Origin of the sequence: Protofrankia sp. Cr1 (assembly GCF_963555865.1) — a bacterium.
Taxonomy (GTDB): Bacteria; Actinomycetota; Actinomycetes; order Frankiales; family Frankiaceae; genus Protofrankia.
Genome location: NZ_CAUVXO010000231.1, coordinates 1 through 4,696, shown reverse-complemented (window position 1 = coordinate 4,696; position 4,696 = coordinate 1). Strand labels below are relative to the sequence as shown.

The following is a 4,696-nucleotide window of genomic DNA, read 5'->3' as shown; positions in this document are numbered from 1 at the left end:
TCGACGAGGCCGACACCCCCGAGGCGGACGTCCCTGCCGCTGGACGCGACGAGGACACCATGGTCAGGAACGCGGGATGAGGAACTCGGGATGAGGATTGCGCTGCTGGGGTGCGGTGTGGTCGGGAGCGACGTCGTCCGGCTCCTGCACACCCACTCCGAGGATCTCGCCGCCAGGGTGGGCGCACCCCTGGAACTTGCCGGCATCGGGGTCCGTCGCCTGTCGGTGGTCCGTGACCTGCCGGTCGATCCGGCGCTCTTCACTACGGACGCGGACGGTCTCGCGACCCGGGACGACGTCGACATCGTCGTGGAGGTGGTGGGCGGCATCGAGCCGGCCCGCACCTGGCTGCACGCGGCACTGGACGCGGGGAAATCGGTGGTGACCGCGAACAAGGCGCTCCTTGCCACCCACGGTGCCGCGCTGTATGGCGCGGCAGCCGACCGCGGTGTGGACCTCTACTACGAGGCGGCGGTCGCCGGTGCGATCCCGCTGCTGCGCCCGCTGCGGGAGAGTCTCGCCGGTGACCGGGTCCGACGCGTGCTCGGTATCGTCAACGGCACGACCAATTTCATCCTCACCCGGATGGACGAGACCGGCGCCGGGTTCGCCGAGGCCCTCGAGGAGGCGACCACGCTCGGCTATGCGGAGGCCGACCCGAGCGCGGACATCGACGGATTCGACGCCGCCGCCAAGGCCGCGATCATCGCGCAGCTTGCGTTCCACACCCGGGTCACCCTTTCCGACGTCCACCGGGAGGGCATCGGCGGCGTCACCGCCGCGGACATCGCCAGTGCCCGCGCCATGGGATGCACGGTCAAGGCGCTGGCTATCGCCGAACGGTCACCCGATGTACCCGGTGTGAGTGTGCGGGTGCATCCTGCGATGATTCCCCGTTCCCATCCGCTCGCCGGGGTCCGGGAGGCGTTCAACGCCGTGTTCATTGAGGCGGAGGCGGCCGGCCAGCTGATGTTCTACGGTCGCGGTGCGGGTGGTTCTCCGACCGCGTCCGCGGTGCTGGGTGACCTGGTGGCGGTGGCGCGCAACCGGCTGGCCGGACGGCGGGGTCCGGGCGAGTCCGCCTATGCTGACCTGCCCGTCCTGCCGATGGGCGCCACCGTGACGCGCTATTACATCAACCTGGACGTGACGGACAAGACCGGGGTGCTCGCCTCGGTCGCCGCCGCGTTCGCCCGTCAGGACGTTTCCATCCAGAGTGTCCGCCAGGACGGCCACGGTGACGACGCCAGTCTTGTTCTGATCACGCATACCGCCAGCGACGCGGCACTGTCCGCAACAGTCGAGGAACTGCGGGAGCTGGACGTCGTGCGGGCGGTCGCGGGCGTGATGCGGGTAGAGGGAGGTGAGCTGTGACGACATCGCCAGCAGCAACATCGTCAGCGCGGACGACAGACGTGGCCGCGACGAGCGGACGGGCCCCGGGTTCGGTCAACCGCACCCGGCGGGTGTGGCGCGGCGTGATCGAGGAGTACCGGGACCGTCTGCCGGTCTCCTCGAACACGCCGGTCGTGACCCTTCGGGAAGGCGGCACCCCCCTGCTCCCCGCGGTGCACCTCTCGGCGGTGACCGAATGCGATGTTCATCTCAAGATCGAGGGCTCGAACCCGACCGGCTCGTTCAAGGACCGTGGGATGACCATGGCGATCAGTCGCGCGGTCGAGGCGGGTTCGCAGGCGGTGATCTGCGCGTCCACCGGCAACACCAGCGCGAGCGCCGCCGCGTACGCGGCCCGGGCCGGGTTGACCTGCGCCGTGCTCGTACCGAGCGGAAAGATCGCGTTGGGGAAACTGGCTCAGGCGCTGGTACACGGGGCGCGGCTGCTGCAGCTTGACGGCTCCTTCGACGACTGTCTGCGGGTGGCCAGGGAGCTTGCCGAAACCTGCCCGGTAACCCTGGTCAACTCGGTCAACCCGTTCCGCCTGGAGGGGCAGAAGACCGCTGCCTTCGAGATCGTCGAGGACCTGGGTGCTGCACCCGACGCGCACTGTCTGCCGGTCGGGAACGCAGGGAACATCACCGCCTACTGGCGTGGCTACGTGGAGGAGGACGCACTCCACGGTTCCGGCCGGCCTCGCATGCACGGGTTCCAGGCAGCGGGTGCCGCACCCATTGTGCGCGGCAGCGTGGTCACAGCGCCACAGACGATCGCCACCGCGATCCGGATCGGCAACCCCGCGTCGTGGGCTTTCGCGCTGGCTGCCCGGGACGCCTCCGGCGGCACGATTGACGCGGTCAACGACCGTCAGATCCTCTCGGCCTACCGACTGCTCGCGCGCAACGAAGGTGTGTTCGTCGAACCGTCCAGCGCGGCGAGTGTGGCGGGACTTCTCCAGGCGCGTGCCGCAGGCCTCATCCAGGCCGGTGAGAAGGTCGTGTGCACGGTGACGGGCAACGGCCTCAAGGACCCCGAGTGGGCGATCAGCGGGGCGGCCAAGCCGGTGACCATACCGGCTACGGCTGCCGCCGCGGCCGCGGCCCTTGATCTGCAGCGGTCGTGAACCGCGCCGCCCGGGGGGCGGGGGCGGCCGGGGTCAGCGTGCGGGTGCCGGCGACCAGCGCGAACCTAGGCCCGGGTTTTGACGCCTGTGGTCTCGCGCTCGGCCTGTATGACGATCTGACGGTGGTCACCACCGACTCGGGCCTGTCGATTGACGTGACCGGTGAGGATGACGGCGCCAGGGACGAGACCCATCTGATCGCGCGTGCGGTGCGGGCCGGGCTCGATGCGCTCGGTCTCGCGCCGCCCGGGCTTGGCCTGACCTGTGTCAACCGCATCCCGCACGGCCGTGGGCTCGGTTCGTCGGCCGCGGCAATCGTGGCGGGTTTGCTGGCCGCGAGCGCGCTGGGCGAAGGTCGCCTGACTGCCATGGACGTCTTCGCTCTCGCCTGCCAGATCGAGGGCCATCCGGACAACGTCGCCCCCGCGCTCTTCGGTGGCTTCACTGTGGCGTGGTATGATGACGCCGGTCACCCACAGGTGGTTCGAACCAATCCACCGGATGATCTGCGGCCAGTAGCCTTTATTCCCGTCCGCCGCCAGGCGACATCCGCAGCACGGGCTGCGTTGCCAGTGACTGTGCTGCATGCTGATGCGGCGGCGAATGCGGGACGCGCGGCGCTGTTGGCCATGGCGATGTCAGGGACTCTGCATCCGGAGACGGTGTACCCGGAGACGGTGGGGACCGAGCCCGGCAATAGGCAGGAGCGGACAGGTCAGCCCGATTACAACTACTTTCCCGGTGCTCGGCTCGGCAACGACCGGTCGGGTCCGGCGCCCTGGGTGGATGCCCTGCTGGCGGCCACCGACGACTGGCTGCACCAGCCCTACCGTCTACCGTCCATGCCTGAAACCCGTGACCTGCTCAGCCAACTGCGAGCGGCGGGCCTGGCGGCCGTTCTGTCGGGTTCCGGACCAACCGTGCTGGCCCTCGCGGTCGGTGCGGAGCAGGCTGATGTTGCCCGCGCATGTGGCGGGGGCGGTTTCACAGTGCTCGACCTGCCGGTGGACAGGGACGGGGCCCGGGTCAGGCTCATCGCGGGCTGACACCGGCAGCTGCGGTCTACCTCGGGTCTCCCATGTGAGCCGGTTTCCCGTCCGAACCTCTCATGCTCGCCGCCGGACGGATGCGTCGCAGGACGACATCCAGCCGAAATGGTCGCGCCTTGGGCTGGAAACGGAGGACAGGGAAGCAAAGCCGCTCGAAGGTTGTTGCCCAGGTGACTCCGTCTGGATAGTCTGATGACTGCACTCGCTGCCGCCGCGGCGCGTGCTCGCCCGCCGGTGCTACCGGTTCATCGTAGCCGGATCCTGGTGCCGGAACTTGGTGCCTCAGCCTCGTCATCGAAGCCTCGGCCAGCACCGACAAGTCCTCAGCGGGATTGACGAGTTCGCATGCGGCGCTCGGCCGTTGGCGCCGTCCACGGGCGCTCTGCTTGCCCACTTGGCGCTGAATATCGTTTCCATGTGGGATGCCCAGGCGAAGAAGGTCAACAAGCATCACCCGGCTCCCTTGAGCCGGTCCCTTCAGGGAAGGAACATCTTGAGCGACACCACCGACGTGCTGCCTGACAGCGCACGTGAGTCCGCGGAGTCCCAGACACCGACGTCGTCCGTGGACGCTGGTTCTCCGCGACGCCGGCGGTCAGGCACCGGCCTTTCAGCCATGCTCCTGCCGGAGCTGCAGGCCATGGCAACTTCGTTGGGTATTCAAGGCGTGGGACGCCTGCGAAAGGGGCAGCTCATCGCGGCCATCCAGAACGTTCAGACTCCCGCCGGCGTCGCTGGGGGCGCGGATGCCGCGGCCCCGCAACCCGCCATGGCTGCCGCCGATGCGCAACCGGCCCGGAGTACCCGAGGCCCGTCCACGTCCATGCGCACCAACACGAACAGCGCTGACGCGGCCGAGCCCACGGTCGCGTCGTCCGCGGCTGAGGCGACCGCGGCAGTCGAGGGCGCGACGCGTGTCCGGACCCGCCGTGGGGCTTCCCGGGCATCGGGCAGCCCGTCCACCGCCGTTGGCGAGCAGGGGACGCTGACCGAGGCGTTGCCCGACCCCGGTGACACCCGTGGTGGCGCGGCTACGTCTGGTCCCGCGGACGGATCCGCGAGCGTGCGAGCCGTCGGCACGCAGGACACCACGGCGGCCGGGACCGCGCCGGCCGGCCTTGCTGCGGT

Annotated in this window: 4 protein-coding genes; all 4 read left to right on the top strand. The window is 69.6% G+C overall.

Annotated elements, in window-relative coordinates:
• Positions 1-90 precede the first annotated feature (90 nt).
• A complete protein-coding gene (locus U9980_RS17175; RefSeq protein WP_322768845.1) occupies positions 91-1,374 on the top strand; it encodes a homoserine dehydrogenase in 1,284 nt (427 codons plus the stop codon).
• Positions 1,375-1,415: 41 nt separating this feature from the next.
• On the top strand, positions 1,416-2,519 hold the full coding sequence (gene thrC / locus U9980_RS17170) for a threonine synthase (protein WP_322768842.1): 1,104 nt from the start codon (positions 1,416-1,418) through the stop codon (positions 2,517-2,519).
• Positions 2,516-3,565, top strand: coding sequence for a homoserine kinase (locus U9980_RS17165; RefSeq protein WP_322768841.1), 1,050 nt, complete (start codon positions 2,516-2,518; stop codon positions 3,563-3,565). Before thrC ends, U9980_RS17165 begins: the two co-directional genes overlap by 4 nt.
• A gap of 496 nt (positions 3,566-4,061) precedes the next feature.
• A partial coding sequence (locus U9980_RS17160) for a Rho termination factor N-terminal domain-containing protein (protein WP_322768840.1) occupies positions 4,062-4,696 on the top strand: 635 nt, incomplete at its 3' end.